The sequence below is a fragment of the Citrobacter sp. CK199 genome, from assembly GCF_030333285.1.
In the GTDB taxonomy this organism is placed as follows: domain Bacteria; phylum Pseudomonadota; class Gammaproteobacteria; order Enterobacterales; family Enterobacteriaceae; genus Citrobacter_B; species Citrobacter_B koseri.
Genome location: NZ_JAOWGF010000029.1, coordinates 159,867 through 179,398, shown reverse-complemented (window position 1 = coordinate 179,398; position 19,532 = coordinate 159,867). Strand labels below are relative to the sequence as shown.

At 55.6% G+C, this 19,532-nt stretch carries 17 protein-coding genes and 1 tRNA gene; 2 read left to right on the top strand and 16 right to left on the bottom strand.

Annotated elements, in window-relative coordinates; genetic code table 11:
• The first annotated feature begins 84 nt into the window (after window positions 1–84).
• Window positions 85–360 carry a DUF1471 family protease activator YjfN gene (gene yjfN / locus OGX75_RS19185; protein WP_012134425.1) on the top strand — a complete coding sequence of 92 codons (276 nt, stop codon included), beginning with the start codon at window positions 85–87 and terminating at the stop codon, window positions 358–360.
• 85 nt (window positions 361–445) lie between these two features.
• On the opposite strand, the gene OGX75_RS19180 is transcribed toward yjfN, so the two are convergent.
• The 15 genes from OGX75_RS19180 to nnr all read right to left on the bottom strand — a co-directional run bounded on the left by OGX75_RS19180 (window position 446) and on the right by nnr (window position 18,047).
• Window positions 446–2,068, bottom strand: a complete 1,623-nt coding sequence (locus OGX75_RS19180; RefSeq protein ID WP_286451483.1) for an isovaleryl-CoA dehydrogenase — start codon at window positions 2,066–2,068, stop codon at window positions 446–448.
• A gap of 117 nt (window positions 2,069–2,185) precedes the next feature.
• Complete coding sequence (gene rlmB / locus OGX75_RS19175) at window positions 2,186–2,917, bottom strand: 23S rRNA (guanosine(2251)-2'-O)-methyltransferase RlmB (protein WP_012134428.1); 732 nt, start codon at window positions 2,915–2,917, stop codon at window positions 2,186–2,188.
• Window positions 2,918–3,010: 93 nt separating this feature from the next.
• Window positions 3,011–5,443, bottom strand: coding sequence for a ribonuclease R (rnr, locus tag OGX75_RS19170; RefSeq protein ID WP_024130793.1), 2,433 nt, complete (start codon window positions 5,441–5,443; stop codon window positions 3,011–3,013).
• A gap of 38 nt (window positions 5,444–5,481) precedes the next feature.
• A complete protein-coding gene (gene nsrR / locus OGX75_RS19165; protein ID WP_024130794.1) occupies window positions 5,482–5,907 on the bottom strand; it encodes a nitric oxide-sensing transcriptional repressor NsrR in 426 nt (141 codons plus the stop codon).
• A 227-nt stretch (window positions 5,908–6,134) separates the two neighbouring features.
• The gene (gene purA / locus OGX75_RS19160) at window positions 6,135–7,433 is read right to left on the bottom strand and encodes an adenylosuccinate synthase (RefSeq protein ID WP_286451482.1); all 1,299 of its coding nucleotides are present in this window, start codon (window positions 7,431–7,433) and stop codon (window positions 6,135–6,137) included.
• 102 nt (window positions 7,434–7,535) lie between these two features.
• Window positions 7,536–7,733, bottom strand: coding sequence for a DUF2065 domain-containing protein (locus tag OGX75_RS19155; RefSeq protein WP_024130795.1), 198 nt, complete (start codon window positions 7,731–7,733; stop codon window positions 7,536–7,538).
• Window positions 7,734–7,815: 82 nt separating this feature from the next.
• Window positions 7,816–8,820 carry a protease modulator HflC gene (gene hflC, locus OGX75_RS19150; RefSeq protein WP_012134436.1) on the bottom strand — a complete coding sequence of 335 codons (1,005 nt, stop codon included), beginning with the start codon at window positions 8,818–8,820 and terminating at the stop codon, window positions 7,816–7,818.
• Between the two features lie 2 nt (window positions 8,821–8,822).
• The gene (hflK, locus tag OGX75_RS19145; protein WP_012134437.1) at window positions 8,823–10,079 is read right to left on the bottom strand and encodes an FtsH protease activity modulator HflK; all 1,257 of its coding nucleotides are present in this window, start codon (window positions 10,077–10,079) and stop codon (window positions 8,823–8,825) included.
• A gap of 92 nt (window positions 10,080–10,171) precedes the next feature.
• Entirely contained in the window at window positions 10,172–11,452 is a 1,281-nt protein-coding gene (gene hflX, locus OGX75_RS19140; RefSeq protein ID WP_047459460.1) for a ribosome rescue GTPase HflX, read from the bottom strand.
• A gap of 73 nt (window positions 11,453–11,525) precedes the next feature.
• Window positions 11,526–11,834 (bottom strand): RNA chaperone Hfq, encoded by a 309-nt coding sequence (gene hfq / locus OGX75_RS19135; protein WP_012134439.1) that lies wholly within the window; start codon window positions 11,832–11,834, stop codon window positions 11,526–11,528.
• Between the two features lie 84 nt (window positions 11,835–11,918).
• Complete coding sequence (gene miaA / locus OGX75_RS19130; protein WP_047459461.1) at window positions 11,919–12,869, bottom strand: tRNA (adenosine(37)-N6)-dimethylallyltransferase MiaA; 951 nt, start codon at window positions 12,867–12,869, stop codon at window positions 11,919–11,921.
• Window positions 12,862–14,721 (bottom strand): DNA mismatch repair endonuclease MutL, encoded by a 1,860-nt coding sequence (gene mutL, locus OGX75_RS19125; RefSeq protein WP_104867862.1) that lies wholly within the window; start codon window positions 14,719–14,721, stop codon window positions 12,862–12,864. Before mutL ends, miaA begins: the two co-directional genes overlap by 8 nt.
• 9 nt (window positions 14,722–14,730) lie before the next feature.
• On the bottom strand, window positions 14,731–16,050 hold the full coding sequence (gene amiB, locus OGX75_RS19120; protein WP_286451481.1) for an N-acetylmuramoyl-L-alanine amidase AmiB: 1,320 nt from the start codon (window positions 16,048–16,050) through the stop codon (window positions 14,731–14,733).
• 16 nt (window positions 16,051–16,066) lie between these two features.
• Window positions 16,067–16,528, bottom strand: a complete 462-nt coding sequence (gene tsaE, locus OGX75_RS19115; RefSeq protein WP_012134443.1) for a tRNA (adenosine(37)-N6)-threonylcarbamoyltransferase complex ATPase subunit type 1 TsaE — start codon at window positions 16,526–16,528, stop codon at window positions 16,067–16,069.
• Window positions 16,500–18,047, bottom strand: a complete 1,548-nt coding sequence (gene nnr, locus OGX75_RS19110) for a bifunctional ADP-dependent NAD(P)H-hydrate dehydratase/NAD(P)H-hydrate epimerase (RefSeq protein ID WP_286451480.1) — start codon at window positions 18,045–18,047, stop codon at window positions 16,500–16,502. Before nnr ends, tsaE begins: the two co-directional genes overlap by 29 nt.
• On the opposite strand from nnr, the gene queG reads away from it, so the two are divergent.
• Window positions 18,046–19,185 carry a tRNA epoxyqueuosine(34) reductase QueG gene (gene queG / locus OGX75_RS19105; protein WP_286451479.1) on the top strand — a complete coding sequence of 380 codons (1,140 nt, stop codon included), beginning with the start codon at window positions 18,046–18,048 and terminating at the stop codon, window positions 19,183–19,185. The two genes, nnr and queG, sit on opposite strands and share 2 nt — an antisense overlap.
• Before the next feature lie 269 nt (window positions 19,186–19,454).
• Here the strand turns inward: queG and OGX75_RS19100 are convergent.
• Window positions 19,455–19,530 (bottom strand) — tRNA-Gly (locus OGX75_RS19100).
• Window positions 19,531–19,532: the final 2 nt, after the last annotated feature.

The following is a 19,532-nucleotide window of genomic DNA, read 5'->3' as shown; positions in this document are numbered from 1 at the left end:
GCGTTTACCTGTGCACAATGAAATCATGGGATGACCGCAATGGAATGCCCTGTTGAATGCGGGGTCACGTAAAAGGAGCTGACGATGAAACGATCTCTTGCCTTATCCTCACTGCTGCTTTCTGCCGGCCTGGTGAGTACGACGGCGCAGTCTGCCGAATTCGCCAGCGCGGACTGCGTAACGGGCCTGAATGAAATTGGTCTGATATCCGTGAGTAATATTTCGGGAAATCAGCAGGATGTGGAACGTATCATTGCGTTAAAAGCCGATGAGCAGGGCGCTTCGTGGTATCGGATTATCCAGATGTACGAAGAACAGCAGCCCGATAACTGGCGCGTACAAGCCATACTTTATGCGTAACAGATTGCCTGATGGCGTAAACTTATCTGGCCTGCACCGATCGCAGGCATGATAAGACGTGCCCGCGCCGCCATCAGGCAAATCGTTATCGCAATCCCCCCGTTGCCCGCAGCAACAGATCATTTTGCACCTGTTCAGACAGGCGTAACACGCCGCGCGTGTCCAGCATCATTTGGCACCAGGCCTGTGCCAACGGCGGAGAAGCATAGCGCAGCATTTGCGCCCCGCAGCCGAGCAGGAACAGCTGCTGCGTTATCTCCCGCCCCTGCGCTTCATCGGGTTTGCGCAAGCGCTGTTGCAGCTGACGTACCGCCCGATCATAATGCCGATCCTGCCCTTTGACCTCCGCAAAAGCCTCGCTGAGCAACTCATAGACGCCGGTCTGTTTACTCAGCACCCGCAGCACGTCCAGACACATGACGTTTCCCGACCCTTCCCAGATGCTGTTGACCGGCATCTCACGATACAGGCGTGGTAGCTCGCTCTCCTCGCAATAGCCAACGCCACCGAGCACTTCCATCGCCTCGGCAACAAAGGGGATGCCACTTTTGCAAATAGCAAACTTCGCGGCTGGCGTAAACAAACGCGCCCGGAGCGCTTCTTTCGGGTCGCCACGACGATCCCACGCCCGAGCCAGACGAAACAGCAGCGCCGTCTGGCCTTCAAGCTGGAGCGCCATACGACTTAAAACCTGCCGCATCATGGGCTGATCAATCAAAGATTTGCCGAACACCTGCCGCTGATGCGCGTGGTAAATCGCCACGGAAAACGCCCGGCGCATCATACTATGACTGCCCAGCGCGCAATCAAAGCGGGTCATCCCTCCCATCTTCAGTATGTGACGAATCCCCTCACCTTCCTCACCCAGTAGCCAGCCTACCGCATCCTGAAACTCAACCTCGCAACTGGCATTAGAGCGGTTGCCCAGTTTGTCTTTCAACCGCTCAAGGCGAACGCCGTTTCGCTGCCCGTCAGGCAAAAAACGCGGGACAAAAAAGCAGGATAACCCGCCTTTCGTCTGCGCCAGCACCAGGTGCGCGTCGCTTTGCGGCACGGAGAAAAACCATTTGTGCCCCACCAGGCGCCAGGCGCCGTCGTCCAGTCGCTCTGCCCGGGTGGTGTTACTCAGCACATCGGAACCGCCCTGCTTTTCCGTCATGCCCATGCCAATCAGCAGGCCGCGTTTTTGCCCTCCGGGCAGGAGGTGTGAATCATAGCGATCGCTGCGTAGCGGCGTTAACCAATCGTGAAAGGGAGGCGGCAGCATCTGTAGCAGCAGCGGCGTAGCGGCAAAAGTCATCGTGACTGGACACAACGTACCCGCTTCCACCTGCGCATGCAGCATAAAACGCGCAGCCCGCGCGACAAAGGCCCCCTGTCTGGCGTTCTCTTCCCAGGACAGGTTATGCACACGGTTAGCGCACAGGCCCTGCATCAGCAGATGCCAGGCGGGATGAAAACGGACATCGTCCAGCCGCTGCCCTTGTGGATCGTAACGCAGCAGTTCAGGTGGAAAGGCGTTCGCCAGCCGCCCCAGCTCCAGCGACTCCGCAGTGCCCAGTTGTTGACCGATGCTGGCGAGAAGATCGCTATCCCAACCCGCGCCTTCACGGGCGACCGCCTCGCAAAGCGCGCCATCAGACAGGAATAAATTGCTGTTGTTGAGCGGTGCCGGTTGGTTAAAAACGGTATGCGTTTGCCAGTGCATTGTGTTTCCCTCCGTCAATGGCAGTCGCATTAAGTATGGTCAGCCTGCGGGGGACACGCCTGGGATAACGGTCACAAAAAAGCCATCCCGAGGGATGGCTTCATCAGTCAAAAGCGCTTAGCTGCGCTGTCGCACCGCTTCAAACAGGCAGATCCCGGTCGCGACGGAGACGTTCAGCGACGACACGCTGCCCGCCATCGGAATGCTGATCAGCTCATCACAGTGCTCGCGGGTCAGACGACGCATCCCTTCGCCTTCAGCGCCCATCACCAGCGCCATCCGGCCGGTCATTTTGCTCTGAAACAGCGTATGGTCAGCTTCGCCCGCCGTACCGACAATCCAGATATTCTCTTCCTGCAACAGACGCATGGTACGCGCCAGGTTGGTCACACGGATCAGCGGCACGCTTTCGGCTGCGCCGCAGGCCACCTTTTTCGCCGTTGCATTAAGCTGTGCAGAACGATCTTTCGGCACAATGACCGCATGTACGCCAGCGGCGTCTGCGCTACGCAGACAGGCGCCGAGGTTATGCGGATCGGTCACGCCGTCGAGGATCAGCAGGAAGGGATTGTCGAACTTCGCGATCAGATCAGGAAGATCGTTTTCCTGATACTGGCGTCCCGGCTTCACGCGCGCAATGATCCCCTGATGTACCGCACCCTCGCTTTTTTCATCAAGATACTGGCGGTTCGCCAGTTGGATCACCACGCCCTGCGCTTCCAGCGCATGGATCAGCGGCAGCAGGCGTTTATCTTCCCGCCCTTTCAGAATAAAGACGTCCTGAAAGCGCTCTGGCGCACGTTCCAGCAGAGCCTGCACCGCGTGGATGCCGTAAATCATTTCACTCATTGATGGTTCTCATTGATCAATTTTGCCGGGCGGCGCGATGCCTGCCCGGTCTACAGTACAAACGCCCTCTCCACGCAGGGGGAGAGGGGGAAATTACTCAGCTGACTTTTTCTTCGCCGCGCGCTTCGCTTTTGTCGCGGCAGCGATTTTCTGCGTCTTTGCCGATGGATTTTTGGCTTTCTTCTCTTTCTTCGCCTTACCTTTCGCTTTCTCGCCGCGGAAGGCGCTATCCGGTTCGAAATTCACCTTTTTGCCCACCTGACGACGCTTACCGGCATTTTTAGCCGTTTCGCCTCTTTTCGCTTTCTCACGCGCGGTTTTACCGACGTTGCGCGGGGCGCGTTCGCTGGAGATCAGGCTAAAGTCAATTTTACGCTCATCCATATTGACCGCTTCAACGCGGACTTCCACGCGGTCGCCCAGACGGTAGGTCTGGCCGCTGGATTCCCCCATCAGACGCTGCCCTACCTGATCGAAACGGTAGTAATCGTTGTCCAGCGAAGAGACGTGTACCAGACCATCAATAAACAGCTCATCCAGACGAACAAAGAAGCCGAACCCGGTTACGCTGGAAATCACCCCTTTAAAGACGTTCCCCACCTGATCCAGCATGAAGTCACACTTCAGCCAGTCAGAGACGTCGCGCGTGGCTTCGTCAGCACGGCGCTCGGTCATAGAACAGTGCTGGCCCAGTTGCAGCATCTCTTCCATCGAATAGTGGTAGCCGCCCGTTTCCGTCGTATTGCCCTTATGCCCTTGCTCATGCGCCAGCAGATACTTAATGGCGCGGTGCAGCGACAGGTCAGGATAACGGCGGATCGGTGAGGTAAAGTGCGCGTAAGACTGCAATGCCAGACCAAAGTGGCCACGGTTTTCTGGATCGTAAATTGCCTGTTTCATTGAGCGCAGCAGCATGGTTTGCAGCATTTCCGCGTCAGGCCTGTCGGCAATCGACTCCAGCAGTTCCGCATAATCACGCGGTTCCGGCTTATTGCCGCCCGGCAATTCCAGCCCCAGCTCCGCCAGAACGGAACGGAAGGAGGTTATCGCCTCGGTGCTCGGCTTGTCGTGGATACGGAACAGCGCAGGCTCTTTGGCTTTCTCAACGAATCGCGCCGCCGAGATATTCGCCAGAATCATGCATTCTTCGATCAGCTTGTGCGCGTCATTACGCTGCGTCTGCTCGATACGTTCAATGCGACGTTCAGCATTGAAGATAAACTTCGCTTCTTCGCTTTCAAATGAGATGCCGCCACGCTCTTCGCGGGCGTTATCCAGCACTTTGTAGAGGTTATGCAGCTCTTCGATGTGCCTGACCAGCGGCGCATACTGCTCGCGCAGGTCCTGGTCGCCCTGTAGCATATGCCAGACTTTGGTATACGTCAGGCGCGCATGGGAACTCATCACTGCTTCGTAGAATTTATAGCCGGTTAAACGCCCTTTTGATGAAACGGTCATTTCGCAGACCATACACAGGCGGTCAACCTGCGGGTTCAGCGAGCACAGGCCATTGGAGAGCACTTCCGGCAGCATCGGCACAACCTGCGACGGGAAATAGACCGACGTCCCACGGTTGCGCGCTTCGCGATCCAGCGGCGTTGGCGGACGCACGTAATAACTTACGTCAGCGATAGCCACCCACAGGCGCCAGCCGCCACCGCGTTTCTTCTCGCAGTAAACCGCATCGTCAAAGTCACGGGCGTCTTCGCCATCAATCGTCACCAGCGGTAAGTCGCGCAGATCCACACGGCCTGCTTTCGCCTCTTCCGGCACTTCTTCTTTCAGGCCGGCGATCTGCTGTTCTACCGCCTGCGGCCAGATATAAGGAATTTCATGGGTGCGCAGCGCCATATCGACAGCCATGCCAGTGCCCATGTTATCGCCGAGAACCTCAACGATTTTACCGACCGCTTTAGTGCGGCGGGTCGGTCGCTGGGTGAGTTCCACCACCACCACAAAGCCCATGCGCGCACCCATCACCTCTTCAGGCGGGATCAGGATGTCGAAGCTCAGACGACTATCGTCCGGCACCACAAAGCCCACGCCCGCATCGGTAAAGTAACGACCGACAATCTGGCTGGTTTTCGGCACCAGAACGCGCACGATACGCGCTTCGCGGCGGCCTTTACGATCGGCCCCCAGCGGCTGCGCCAGTACCTGATCACCATGAATGCAGGTTTTCATCTGCTCACTGGAGAGATACAGGTCATCTTTACGTCCTTCGACACGCAAAAAGCCGTAGCCATCACGGTGGCCGATAACGGTACCTTTCAGCAGGTCGAGGCGTTCCGGCAGCGCATAGCACTGGCGGCGGGTAAAGACCAGCTGTCCGTCGCGTTCCATCGCGCGCAGACGGCGGCGCAGGGCTTCCTGCTGCTCTTCACCTTCAATGTTCAGTTCCGCAGCCAACTCATCACGGTTGGCTGGTTTTTCACGTTTTGTTAAATGTTCGAGGATAAATTCCCGGCTCGGGATAGGGTTAGCGTATTTTTCAGCTTCACGTTCCAGGAAAGGATCTTGTGACATGGCGGTTCCTCCGTTGTCAGCTCTGATGAAGATTTTCGTCACTCCACCAGCAATAATTTATAAAGCGGTTGATTCTCTTCAACCAAATCGGCAAGCGTGTAGTTATCCAGTTCCTTGAGAAAACTTTGCACGGCCTTCGAAAGTGCCTGCTTGAGTCGGCAGGCAGGAGTAATGTGGCAAAATTCGCTGCTGCAATTTACCAGAGATAAAGGTTCCAGCTCACGAACCACATCACCGATAACAATAACATTAGCCGGTTTACCCAGGCGGATACCGCCATTTTTTCCTCGAATAGCAGTAACGAAGCCCGCCCGGCTAAGTTGATTGATTATTTTGACCATATGATTACGGGACACGCCGTAGACTTCTGTCACCTCAGAAATACTGGTCATACGTCCTTCGGGTAGCGACGCCATATAGATTAGCGCACGTAATCCGTAATCGGTGAAACTCGTTAACTGCACATCAACCTCAGGAAAAGGGGAAAACGGGATAAACCAGGTTGTATTAATTACATTGATGATAAACCAGCCACCAGCCAGGTCGCTAATTTATTTCAGTTCGGGAAGGAAAAAAGCGAGGATCTTACGCTGTATTAAGCCGGATGGCGGCGAAAAGCGCCTTATCCGGCCTACAGTGTGAACAGGTCTGATAAGCGCAGCACCATCAGGCACTGCGCCATGACCCCAAATTATGCGTCAAACGGGTCACGCAGAATCATCGTTTCAGTACGATCCGGGCCGGTAGAAATAATATCAATCGGCACGCCGGTCAGTTCTTCGATACGTTTGATGTAGTTCAGCGCCGCCTGCGGCAGGCCGCTGCGATCCTTCACGCCAAAGGTGGACTCAGACCAACCCGGCATGGTTTCGTAGATCGGCTCAATGCCTTCCCAGTCATCCGCTGCCAGCGGTGTGGTGGTTACTTCACGGCCATCCGGCATACGGTAAGCCACGCAGATTTTCACCTCTTCCAGACCGTCCAGCACGTCCAGTTTGGTCAGGCAGAAGCCAGACAGGGAGTTGATCTGCACCGCACGGCGCACAGCAACGGAGTCCAGCCAGCCGGTACGACGACGACGACCGGTGGTGGCGCCGTATTCGTTACCCTGCTTGCACAGGAACTCGCCGGTGTCATCAAACAGCTCAGTCGGGAACGGACCCGCGCCCACGCGAGTGGAGTAAGCTTTGATGATACCCAGAACGTAGTCCACATAACGCGGCCCCAGGCCAGAACCGGTCGCTACGCCACCCGCAGTGGTGTTAGAGGAGGTAACGTACGGATAAGTACCGTGGTCGATATCCAGCAGCGTACCCTGCGCGCCTTCGAACATGACGAAATCGCCACGCTTACGCGCCTGGTCCAGCAGATCGGAAACATCAACAACCATAGAGGTCAGGATGTCGGCGATTGCCATCACATCATCCAGCACTTTCTGGTAGTCAACGGCTTCCACTTTGTAGAAGTTCACCAGCTGGAAGTTGTGATATTCCATCACTTCTTTCAGTTTTACAGCGAAGGTAGCTTTATCGAACAGATCGCCAACGCGCAGACCGCGACGAGCCACTTTGTCTTCATAAGCCGGACCGATACCACGACCGGTGGTGCCGATCGCTTTCGCGCCACGCGCTTTCTCACGCGCGTTATCCAGCGCAACGTGATAATCAAGGATCAGCGGACAGGCTTCAGACAGCAGCAGGCGCTCACGGACAGGGATACCACGGTCTTCCAGTCCTTTCATCTCTTTCATCAGCGCAGCCGGAGACAGCACAACGCCGTTACCGATGATGCTGATAACATTCTCACGAAGAATACCTGATGGAATAAGATGGAGGACGGTTTTTTCACCGTTGATTACGAGAGTATGGCCTGCGTTGTGACCGCCCTGGTAGCGTACAACATATTTAGCCCGTTCAGTCAGAAGATCGACGATCTTTCCTTTACCTTCGTCACCCCATTGGGTGCCCAGTACGACGACGTTGTTACCCATTTTTCAAAATCACCGTTTGCTTAAAAATGGATTCTACCATCGCTTTTTCAGATATACAGCACTTTTTGCACGCTAAGATCGGCAAATACGACTACTTTTTGATCAGCCAATCGTTTTCCTCAACATGTAGTAGACAACAACTCCGGCAACCACAAGACCGCCGCCAAAACGACGTAAAACATTTTCCGGCAGTTGCGTCATGGCAGAGATCATTTTCTTCCAGGCGCGGGGATACAGCATCGGGCCTAAACCTTCCAGCACCAAAACGAGGGCAAGCGCCAGCCAGATAGTTGAATTCATCCATCGTCCTTATATAAAAAGAAAACCACCGCCTCCCTGAGGATGCCGGTGGTTTTGTTCATCTAAAACCGTTGATACGATTTTAACGTGTTGCCGTATTCGGTGTCTTCATGTAACGGAAGAAATCGCTGTCCGGGCTCATGATCATCACGTCCTGATTGCCTTCGAAGCTCTTCTCGTAAGCACGCAGGCTACGGATGAAGGCGTAGAAGTCCGGGTCCTGACTGAAGGCATCGGCAAACAGTTTCGCGGCTTCGGCATCACCTTCACCACGCGAAATGCGGCCCTGACGCTCGGCTTCCGCCAGCGTTCTGGTCACTTCATAGTCGGCGGTCGCGCGCAGTTTCTCCGCTTCTTCCTGACCCTGTGAACGGTGACGACGGGCTACCGCTTCACGCTCGGCGCGCATACGGTTGTAAATCGCCTCGGATACCTCGGTCGGCAGGTTGATCTGCTTGATACGCACATCCACCACTTCGATACCTAACGCCGCCATACTGTTCGGGTTGATCACCGGCACTTTGCCATTGGTTTCTGCCGCAACGCGTTCAGCCGCTTCGGCAATCGCGCTATCCGCCGCCGGAGTCGCCACTTCATCTTCCGTTCCCGCAGAACCGGAGTTCAGCGCGTCACGCACTTCCAGCGTTAAACGGCCACGGGAATCGGTCACGATGTCTTTCACATCCAGACGACCAATCTCAGAGCGCAAACGGTCAGAGAACTTACGTTTCAGCAGCACTTCGGCCTGAGAAACATCGCCGCCGCCTGTCGCCAGGTAGTAACGGCTGAAATCGCTGATGCGCCATTTGATGTAGGAGTCAACGATCAGGTCTTTTTTCTCTTTGGTTACAAAGCGATCGGCCTGGTTGTCCATCGTCTGGATACGCGCATCAAGCGTTTTCACCGACTCAATGAACGGGATCTTAAAGTGCAGGCCCGGCTCATAAACCAGCGGTTTGTTTTCATCGTCACGCAGAACTTTACCGAAACGCAGCGTAATTCCGCGCTCGCCTTCTTTGACAACAAAGACAGACATGTACAGCACTACCAGCACGATGATGATAATCGCAATAACTGACTTACGCATCGTTATTCCCCCTGACGCTGGTAGTCGTTACGCTGCGCGTTAGCGCGGCGTTGGTCCATAATATCGCCCTGACTGGTGGACGAGGTATTGCTTGCTCCGCTCGTGCTGGACGATGAAGCCGGCGGCAGACGCAGCAGATTGTTACCCGTGCTGTCTTTTGCCGCAGGCGCGTTAGCGCCTTTCAGCATCTGATCCAATGGCAGAACCATCAGATTGCCGCCTTTGTCGTTGACCAGAACTTTACGCGTATGGCTCAACACTTTTTCCATCGTCTCGATATACAGACGCTCGCGAGTAATCTCTGGTGCGGCTTTATATTCCGGCAGAATTTTAGCGAAGCGAGCCACTTCACCCTGCGCTTCCAGGATGGTTTGGGTTCTGTATGCACGCGCTTCTTCAAGAATACGCTGCGCCTGACCGTTCGCACGCGGCTGAACTTCGTTGGTGTACGCTTCCGCTTCACGGATGTATTGCTGTTCGTTCTCACGCGCCGCGATAGCATCGTCAAACGCCGCTTTTACCTCTTCCGGCGGACGCGCTGCCTGGAAGTTGACGTCCAGCAGGGTAATACCCATGTTGTACGGACGAATGGTCTCTTCCAGTTCACGCTGGGTATCGCTACGAATAACGGTACGACCTTCCGTCAGAATGCGGTCCATCGTGTATTTACCGATAACCCCACGCAGGGCGCTGTCGGTCGCCTGACGCAGACTGTCATCCGCGCTGGTCACGCTGAACAGATAACGCTGCGGATCGGTCACACGGTACTGCACGTTCATCTCAACGCGCACAACGTTTTCATCAGAAGTCAGCATCACACCGGACGCCGCCAGTTCGCGAACCGCTTCCACGTTTACCGGGGTAACTTCATCGATAAACGTCGGCTTCCAGTTCAGACCCGGCTCAACCAGGTGGCTGAATTTACCGAAGCGTGTCACCACGCCGCGTTCCGCTTCTTTGATGGTGTAGAAACCGCTGGCAGCCCAGATAATGACGATCGCTGCCGCTGCGATGGTAACGACACGACCTCCGATATGCGGGCGCGGCCCCTGCGATGAACTACCACCGCCAGAGCCTGTACCTTTACCGCCACCCAGACCACCGAGCTTTTTACTCAGTTTGCGGAAGATATCATCAAGATCAGGTGGCCCCTGATCGCGACCACCTTTGTTTCCATTTCCCTCAGAGTTGCCGCCAGGTTTGCTGCTTCCCCACGGGTCGCGGTCTTGTCCGTTATTACCGGGCTGATTCCACGCCATGTTTGTGCTCCATATTTGTTATGCGGTGATCCCCGTAGTCTTTCGACGAGAGGGATAAGGCGAAATTACTCCATGCTCCAGACGAGCCGCCATTAGATCACATAGTCGATCAACGCCGGTTCTTGTTTACAGAGGCGACGCCAGTCGACAATCGGCATGCGAACCTGCAAACTTACGCTGCCGTCCTCCTCCATCCACTCTTTTTCTATTGCCTGAAGTTGGTAAAACCGGCTTCTCAGACGCCCTTCCTGCGGCGGCAAACGCAACGTATGCTGCGCCACCTCGCCGGAAAGCCGCTCCGTCAAAGCCTGAAAAAGCTGTGGTATCCCAACCCCTGTTTGCGCAGAAAGCCAGACACGGATTGGTTTGTTCTCTTCATCCCTGTCGATACGCGGTTCAAAATCGTCCAGCATATCGATCTTATTCATCACCATCAGGGTTGGGATCTCGTGAGCATCGATCTCTTCGAGAACCGTATCCACTGCGTCGATGTTTTCCTGTACGCGCACGTCAGCGGCATCAACAACGTGTAACAAGAGCGTGGCCTGCCGGGTTTCCTGCAAGGTCGCTTTAAACGCCGCCACCAGATCGTGCGGTAAATGACGGATAAACCCTACGGTATCCGCCAGTACGGTTTCCCCCACATCTGCGACATCGATACGGCGCAGCGTCGGGTCCAGGGTCGCAAACAGTTGGTCTGCGGCATACACCCTGGCTTCAGTAATCTGATTGAAAAGGGTGGATTTACCGGCGTTGGTATATCCCACCAGCGAGACCGTCGGGACATCCGCTTTTATACGCGACTGCCGCCCCTGCTCACGTTGCTTCTCAACTTTTTCCAGGCGCGACTGTATCTGTACAATACGATTACGCAGCAAACGACGGTCGGTTTCGAGCTGGGTTTCACCCGGACCGCGCAAACCAATCCCGCCTTTCTGCCTTTCAAGGTGGGTCCAGCCACGAACCAGACGCGTGGCCAGATGACGCAACTGCGCCAATTCAACCTGCAACTTACCTTCGTGGGTACGTGCACGCTGAGCAAAAATATCTAAAATAAGACCGGTTCTGTCGATCACGCGACATTCACACAAACGTTCCAGGTTACGCTCCTGGGCCGGGCTTAAAGCATGATCGAAAAGCACGACCGCAGCGTTAGACGCTTTCACGGCTTCCGCAATTTCAACTGCCTTACCTTCACCTACAAAGTACTTCGGGTGCGGTGCTTTACGGCTACCGGTAATCACCTGCATTGCTTCGACACCGGCGGAAGAGACCAGAGACTCAAACTCCTGGAGGTCTTCCATATCTTTGTCTTGCGAAAAATAGATGTGTACCAGTACCGCCTGCTCACCGGCATCATAACGGTCAAACAAGCGTCAACCCCTCGATATATATCAGCGGGGAACGCAGGTTCCCTGGCTCCCCGTGTGTAAAACAGCCAAAACCTTATTCGGTTTCTTCGCTGTCCTGTTGCGCAGAAGTACCCTGCGCGCTGCTACCGTGATGGTAGTTACTGCTGGTGCCGCCACCGGCATTGTTACTGTGATGAGAAACCGGGCGAGACGGGACAACAGTAGAAATCGCGTGCTTGTAAACCATCTGGCTGACCGTGTTTTTCAACAGGATCACGAATTGATCAAAAGACTCGATTTGACCTTGCAGCTTAATACCATTCACCAAATAAATAGAAACTGGAACACGTTCCCGACGCAGTGCGTTCAGGAACGGATCTTGTAAAGATTGCCCCTTAGCCATTCTCTCTTTTCCTTATATGCTTATTTGTACTTTGAACCTTTCGATTCTGAAAAATTGCGCACGATACGTCTCAATTGTACACATTCAGTTCGCGATAGCACCAACAACCTGCAATACTTCGTTTCGCGCCTGGTCAGGCTTTTCACTGTCAAGCCAGCGTACTCCTTCCCAACCACGCAACCAGGTTACCTGACGCTTCGCCAACTGCCTCGTGGCGCAAACACCTCTATAAACCATTTCATCATATGAAATTTCGCCTTCAATGTATGACCACATCTGGCGGTATCCCACACAACGAATGGAAGGCAAGTCCGTATGCAAATCTCCACGGGCAAAAAGCGCCCGAACTTCTGCTTCAAAACCTGAAGCCAACATCTGATGAAAACGCTGCTCAATTCGCTGATGGAGCAGTTCACGGCTCGCCGGGGCGATGGCGAACTGATGCACCTGATACGGTAGAGCGTCTCCTGACGTTTGCGTCAGTTCCGTTAAAGTTTTACCCGAAATGAAAAAAACTTCCAGTGCCCGGGAAAGTCTTTGCGGATCATTTGGATGAATCCGTGCGGCAGCGACCGGATCAATATCCTGAAGCTGTCGGTGCAACGCATCCCATCCCTGCTCTGCCGCCTGTTGCTCAATTCGGGCTCTGATCTCAGGTTCCGCCGACGGTAAGGGCGAAAGTCCCTCCAGCAACGCCTTGAAATACAACATGGTGCCGCCCACTAACAGCGGAATACGCCCCGCCGCAGTAATCTCCGCCATTTCCGCTAACGCATCGCGACGAAAATCCGCTGCTGAGTACGCTTGCGCCGGATCGAGAATATCCAGCAATCGGTGCGGAGCGGCCTTTAACTCTGAAGCCGTCGGCTTCGCCGTACCGATGTCCATCCCCCGATAAATAAGGGCGGAATCAACGCTTATCAACTCTACTGGCAAAACTTTACGCAATTCAATTGCTAACGCCGTCTTGCCGGAGGCCGTCGGCCCCATCAAAAAAATCGCCTTTGGCAGGCTCGCCTTACTTACATCACTCATGTTTCAGGGCGTTCATCACCGAATGTAAATCAACAGGTTGTAACAGACCACCCGGCGGCGCCTTCACGAGTTGCGGACATAGCCGCTCTACATCAGCCAACAGCGTAATGGCCTGCGCCATCGTCCACTGCGGATGTTCACTCATCAAATTCCGCGCAATCCACTGTGCAATATTGCCCGCGTCAAACGCTGACTGCTGCGCGAGGTAGCCTATCAGTTCAGGAATCAAGATTTGTAAATTTTGTTGGCGTAAGGGTAAAGGCACTGCACGAATGGTCACATGCTGCGCATCTGACTGGAATTCAATCCCCAGATCCGTCAGTGGTGTTTGCGCTTTTTCCAGCGCGGATTTCTCCTCCGCCGACACTTTTAAGCGCAGCGGAATCAACAACGGCTGGGCGCAGACCGGCGTCTGCCCCGGCGTCAGTTGGGCCTGACGCAGCCAGCGTTCCGCCACGGGCAGCGCCAGCAGGTGGATATTGCCGTCACGCTCAAGCAATGCGCAATCCGCGCCGACAATGGTCAGCACGCGACCGAAACTCTGGCTATGCCCTGCCAGCGACGGCGCTGCCGTTTCTGCTTCCGGTGCAAGCGCCGGTTGTCGCGGAGCGGGCGTCTGTAACAGCTGGCGGTACACTTCGCCCTGCTGTTTCTGGTAGCCCGGCTGGGCATGCGGCCAACTGGCAGCAGGCTGACGTCCGCCGGTTGCCCCTGACGACGTGGAATAGCGCGGCGCGGCGGGTTCCCGCGCAGAGGCCGGTTCAGCGAAATGATTACGCCCGGCCGCCACGCGGTTTTCCGGGATGTGACGCGGCGCAGGCGCTTCTTCCGCCAGCGGCAGCGGCGCATCAAGCTGCTGCTGTAGCACGCTCAATACGCCCTGATAGATGAAATCATGCACCAGCCGCGACTGGTGGAAACGCACCTCATGTTTCGCCGGATGCACGTTCACATCCACCTGATGCGGGTCAATCTCCAGATACAGCACAAATGCCGGTTGCCGATCGCCGCCCAGTTTGTCTTCACAGGCCTGACGAATCGCATGATTGATTAACCGGTCGCGCATCATGCGGCCGTTCACGTAGCAGTACTGGATTTCCGCCAGCGCCGCCGTGGTATGGTGAGGATCGGCCACCCAGCCGCGCAGCGTCAGATCGCCGTGCTGCCATTCAATCGCCAGCGCCTGTTCCAGAAACGGTGCGCCGCAAATCGCGCCTAATCGACGTTCCTTCTGTCCGTCCTGCGCAACCGCGCGGTACTGGCGCACCATTTTACCGTTGTGCGACAAATTAAGGGTGACGTCGAAGCGCGCCAGCGCAATGCGGCGGATAATTTCGTCAATGTGGTTGAACTCGGTTTTCTCGGTGCGCATAAACTTGCGCCGTGCCGGCGTGTTGTAGAACAAGTCCAGCACCTCCAGCGTGGTGCCGACCGGATGCGCCGCCGGTTTTACCGTCACGTCCATATCACGCCCTTCGGCATAGGCCTGCCAGGCTTCCGCCTGTTCCGCGGTACGTGATGTGAGGGTTAAACGCGAAACCGAGCTGATACTTGCCAGCGCTTCGCCGCGAAATCCGAGGCTGATAATCGCTTCGAGATCGTCAAGCGAGGCGATTTTACTGGTGGCATGGCGGGCCAGCGCCAGCGCCAGCTCGTCTTTTTTAATTCCGCAGCCATTATCGCGAATACGAATAAGCTTTGCGCCGCCGCGTTCGATATCAATATCGATCCGCGTCGCCCCTGCATCAAGGCTGTTTTCCACCAGCTCTTTCACAACCGACGCAGGTCGCTCTACCACCTCACCTGCGGCAATTTGGTTCGCCAGTTGCGGCGGTAGAACCTGAATCGGCATGTAAAATCCTTAGTTAATCAACGACTCGCCCGGCGACACCGCGCTGGCCGTTTGCGCCGGAGCGCTCTGCGGCCCGGATTGCACCGGATGCGCCTGGAAGTAGTTACGCAACCCTTGGTAAATCGCCTCTGCCAGCTGCTGCTGATAAGCATCGCTTGCCAGCAAACGTTCTTCGCCGCTGTTGCTGATAAAGCCCGTTTCAACCAGCACCGAGGGGATATCCGGGGAACGCAACACGCCGAGGCTGGCGTGTTCAGGGCGACGCTTATGCAGCGAACCAATGCGCTGCAACTGACCTAACATGTTTGTCGCCACATCATACCCTACGCGCTGGGAATGACCGAATTGCAAATCCAGCACCGCCTGGCTTAAGTAGGGGTCAGCCTGACTGTTCGCCAGCACATCGCCCGCGCCGCCCAGCAGCTCAGACTGCTTCTCATGTTCTTCCAGCCAGTTCGCCATTTCGCTGTTGGCGCGCCGGTTTGACAGCACCCATACCGAGGCGCCCGTCGCGTTGCGGTTTGGCGCGGCATCCGCATGAATGGAGACGAGGAAATTGGCGTTCTGCTTACGCGCCACGTCGGAGCGCCCCATCACGGAGATGAAATAATCCCCGTCGCGGGTCAATACGCCTTTGAACATCGGATCGTTATTCAACAGCGTGCGCAGCTTACGGGCGATAGCAATCGTCACGTTTTTCTCCCGCGTCCCGCCGGGGCCAATAGCGCCGGGGTCTTGCCCGCCGTGACCGGCATCAATGGCGATCACCACTTTGTCGCCGTTACTGGATGTCGTCCGCGCTGCCGGGCGCGTTACCGTATTGCTGCTGGTGACAGCGGTAGCGCGATCCTGGTTTGTTTTAAACGGATTTCGCGCAGGTTCAGTCGGACGCGGAGTGACCACCGGCGTCTCAACGCGTTTTGCGACGACAGGCGGTGGAGGCGTATCGGCGTTGATGGTAAAGACCACGGTATAGTTACCGCCGCTCTGTCGTTTCACGGCCTCGGTTTTACCGTTCTCCGTCAGATCGACAACCAACCGCAGCGACTGCGCGTCTTTCGCCGTACCGGAGCGAATCGCTTTTACCAGGTTGTTGCCGCTAAACTGCAACGGCAGTCCCTGAATCACGCCGGTCTGTTTGATATCCAGCGCGACGGTACGTTTACCTTCTTGCGAAAACGCGTAATCAGGATCGCCGATAAAACTGAACGTAATCCGCGCCTGCCGATCGCCGTTAGATACCTGAATATCGGAGAGGCTGGCGGCCCCCGCCTGCGCGCACAGCAGGACCAGCGTAGCCACCACCCAATTTCTGATGCGATAAATCATCCCGCCACCCTTAAGGTTAACCGGCCAAACGCGCCAGCAACAAATCACCTGATGAGGAGACAGCACTAATGCGCGCCTCACGACCTTGCGCCTGGTAATCTATGTGTATTTCGACATCCGGGTCAGGCAGTACACCTTTACCTTGTTGCGGCCATTCCACCAGGCAAATGGCATCGTTGGCAAAATAATCACGGATCCCCATAAATTCCAGCTCCTCAGGGTCCGCAAGTCGGTATAAATCGAAGTGATACACCATTAAGTTATCGAGCGTATAGGGTTCAACCAGCGTGTAGGTCGGGCTTTTCACATTACCTTTGTGGCCCAACGCCTGTAGAAACCCCCGGCTGAAGGTGGTTTTCCCCGCCCCCAGGTCGCCGTACAAATAGATGACGGTCGCACCGTCACAGGCTTTCGCTACGCGTAGTCCCAGGTCTAAAGTCGCCTGCTCGTCAGGTAGCGGAATTACTCGATTCATCATGGTTTACGTCAATCACATCAGGGTTAACAATACGCTGTAGCGTAGAAAAGAGATCGGTTGCCAGCATGCCGCGGGCGCCATAACGCGCCGCTAAAACATCCGCCGCCGCACCGTGGGCAACACATCCCGCACACGCTGCATCATACGGGGAAAACTTCTGTCCAAGCAATGCGCCAATAATGCCGGAAAGCACATCGCCCATTCCACCGCTGGCCATCCCGGCGTTACCGGCATCAATAATGCCCAACGCATGCGATTGGGCGGCGACGACCGTTCCCGCACCTTTCAGCACCGCCACGCCGCCATACCGTTTTACCAGACGACGTGCTGAAAGTAAGCGATCACTTTCAATTTCTGCGACAGAACAACCCAGTAGCCGCGCGGCTTCCCCCGGATGCGGCGTGATCACGCGATTGTGACGTTTATCGGGATTGATTGCCAGCAGGTTCAGCGCATCCGCATCCCAGAGCATCGGTTTGCGAAAATTCTCAGCTTTCTGTAGCGCTTTTTTACCCCATTCCTGCTGTCCGAGCCCGGGGCCTATCACCACCACGTCCGCCCATTGCAGGCTGTCATCAAGAGATTGAGGCGTCAGTTCATGCACCATCAGTTCGGGACGGGCGGTCAGCAACGGCGCGATATTTTCGCTGCGCGTCAGCACCCGCACTAATCCCGCTCCGGCACGCAGCGCCGCTTCGCCGGTCATACGTATCGCTCCCGCCGTCCCATGGTCGCCGCCAATAATGACCAGCCGACCATGATCGCCTTTATGCGACGTCGGGCGGCGTGGTGTCAGCCAGTGGGAAAGTTGCGAAGCCGCAAAGCGCTGGATACGAACTTCTTGTCCTGCCAGCCAGCTTTCCAGCCCCAGCGCGTCAAAGTGCAGCGCTCCCACCACATCCCGCGCCTTGCCCGTCAGTAAACCGGGTTTCAGCGCAACGAAGGTAACGGTATGCGCGGCATTCATCACCGCTCCAGGCGTGGCGCCCGTTTGCGCCAGCAAACCGGAAGGGATATCAATAGCCACCACCGGCGATGAATGGCTGTTCGCTCGTTCAATAAGCGTAGAGAGGGAGGTGCGCGGAGCCTGCGTCAGGCCGGTCCCCAGCAGGGCGTCAATAATCACATCAATATGATCCGGCCAGATGATATCCGACGCATGAATGACGCCCCCGGCATTGAGCCACGCCTCGCGCGCCTGCGCCGCCTCTTCAGGAAGCGGCTTATCGCTCTCCTGCGCCAGTAGCGTCACCTCAATACCTGCGGCTTTCGCCAGCCTCGCCACCACGTAGCCGTCGCCGCCATTATTACCGTGACCGCAAAGCACCAGCCAGCGCCGGGAATCGGGGTACGCGTCGCGTGCAACCTGAAATGCGGCTTCCCCCGCCCGCAGCATCAGCTCATACAGCGTCAGCCCTAAGCTGTCCGCCGCCTCGCGTTCCACCCGTTTGATCTCATCGGCGGGCCAGATGGAGTGTGGTATACTTGCGGGGTTTTTCTTCATTGTATGGTCCGTCATGTCAGAGCCCCTCGATCTCAATCAGTTAGCGCAAAATATTAAACAGTGGGGGCTGGAACTGGGCTTTCAGCAGGTCGGTATTACCGATACCGATCTCAGCGCCAGCGAACCCAAATTACAGGCATGGCTGGATAAACAATACCACGGCGAAATGGACTGGATGGCTCGCCACGGAATGATGCGCGCCCGCCCTCACGAATTATTGCCCGGCACGCTGCGCGTCATCAGTGTGCGCATGAATTATCTGCCTGCCAATGCCGCTTTCGCCAGTACCCTAAAAAATCCCTCTCTGGGCTACGTCAGCCGTTATGCGCTGGGCCGTGATTACCATAAGCTGTTACGTAACCGTCTCAAAAAACTCGGCGAGAGGATTCAGCAGCACTGCGTTTCGCTGAATTTTAGACCGTTTGTCGATTCTGCGCCCATTCTGGAACGTCCGCTGGCTGAAAAAGCCGGGCTTGGCTGGACAGGTAAGCACTCACTAATCCTTAACCGCGAAGCCGGTTCGTTCTTTTTCCTGGGGGAGTTGTTAATTGATTTGCCTCTCCCCATTGATGCGCCAGTTGAAGAAGGCTGCGGGAAATGCGTTGCTTGTCTGACCATCTGCCCGACTGGCGCAATCGTCGAGCCCTACACGGTGGATGCGCGCCGCTGCATCTCCTATCTCACGATTGAGCTGGAGGGGGCGATACCAGAAGCGCTTCGGCCATTAATGGGCAACCGGATTTACGGCTGCGACGATTGTCAGCTTATCTGCCCGTGGAACCGCTACTCGCAACTGACCGATGAAGAAGATTTCAGTCCCCGCAAGCATCTCCACGCGCCAGAGCTGATTGAACTGTTTGGCTGGAGCGAAGCCTGGTTTTTAAAAGTTACGGAAGGATCGGCGATTCGCCGCATTGGTCACTTACGCTGGCTGCGAAATATTGCCGTCGCGTTAGGCAATGCGCCCTGGGATAACGCCGTGATTACCGCCCTGGAAAGTCGCCGGGGTGAGCACCCACTTCTCGATGAACACATAGAGTGGGCGATTGCGCAGCAAATTGAGAAGCGAAATACCTGCGTGGTGGAGGTGCAATTACCGAAGAAACAACGCCTGGTCAGGGTCATTGAAAAGGGACTGCCGCGCGACGCCTGAGTCATCCACAGCTTGTGTATAAAAATAAAAAGACATTGCGATTCAAGAGGGAAAAAATCGTCAAGTGATCGCATTAACATTTCGAAATGATAATTAATTTATCAATTTCAATAAGTTACAAAGTTACTATTCACCATGCGAAGTTTTTTGTATTCCAGGAATAATGCCTGGACCTGTGGATAAGTCTGTTTACAAGAGTGTTTCAGAGGCAAAATAAAAGGTCCCCAACGTGAAAATACGCTGTGGATAATTTTATGGAGATAAGAATTTGGAGCGGGAAACGAGACTCGAACTCGCGACCCCGACCTTGGCAAGGTCGTGCTCTACCAACTGAGCTATTCCCGCTT